Origin of the sequence: Acidovorax facilis (genome assembly GCF_023913775.1) — a bacterium.
Classification (GTDB): domain Bacteria; phylum Pseudomonadota; class Gammaproteobacteria; order Burkholderiales; family Burkholderiaceae_C; genus Acidovorax; species Acidovorax facilis.
This window is the reverse complement of sequence record NZ_JAMXAX010000342.1, coordinates 1-373: the sequence shown is the minus strand read 5'-3', so window position 1 is coordinate 373 and position 373 is coordinate 1. Positions and strand designations below refer to the sequence as shown.

Here is a 373-nt window from a genome sequence, read left to right as displayed (position 1 = left end):
GGAAACGAAAACTTCCTGATCCGTCCTGAGCGGGGCGCCGACGTAGTGATCGGCGAGGCAGATAGTTGCTTGAACCGATAGGAGGCTGAGGGTGGCATGCTGGTCGCACCCCTTGCGAGCTCTGAACTGTTCCACCGAAATGACCTTAGCGACGAGAGGAGCTTGCGGTGTGCCGAAGGCCCAAGTGCCTGCCGCGAGCCAGCCACGAGGCGCAACGACTATGGCTCCTGCAGTGATGACAGTGATGTGAGGTTGCCCCTGAAAAGTGGAGTTCTTAACCCTTGTTGAAAATACCGACAAGGAGTTGAGCAATGAGTGACAAGCAAGTGCGTGCGCAGTACACGCGGGAGTTCAAACTGGAGGCGGTTCGGCA

General features: G+C 57.4%; 1 protein-coding gene. It reads right to left on the bottom strand.

Going from position 1 to position 373, the window contains the following annotated elements:
* The coding region (locus NFX52_RS30510; RefSeq protein ID WP_252636026.1) for a hypothetical protein at positions 1 to 300 on the bottom strand (300 nt) is incomplete at its 3' end.
* Positions 301 to 373 lie beyond the last annotated feature (73 nt).